Raw genomic sequence first — 338 nt, forward strand, 5'->3', positions numbered from 1 at the left:
GCACTGAAGGCCGGCGCTCTGCCAGAAGCAACCGACGACATCATCCTGCGCGCCAAAGGCGTGTTCACCCTTAACGAAGATGGCGATGCAGTCGCCGTTGATGAATCCGGCCAGGTCATCCTCGGTAAAGACGGCAAAACCCCTTTGACTCCGCTCGAATGGGCGGAATCTCTGCGCGAAAGCGCACCTCATCTGTGGCCAAGGGCTTCAGGGACATTTGCCCCGGGCGGGGGTGGCGGCAAGGCTGCATTCAAGCGCTCCGAAATGACCTCCGAGCAGAAGCGCGACTTCCAGCGCAAGCACGGCCAAACCGCATATCTCGCATTGCCCAAGTAAGG

The 338-nt window shown here is 60.4% G+C and carries 1 pseudogene; it reads left to right on the top strand.

From position 1 onward, the window contains the following. A pseudogene (locus L8K08_RS30215) lies at positions 1-336 on the top strand (hypothetical protein); the annotation flags it as partial. Positions 337-338: the final 2 nt, after the last annotated feature.

The organism is Pseudomonas sp. TREG-RG-20F-10-E-6-01, from assembly GCF_022662455.1.
Taxonomy (GTDB): domain Bacteria; phylum Pseudomonadota; class Gammaproteobacteria; order Pseudomonadales; family Pseudomonadaceae; genus Aquipseudomonas.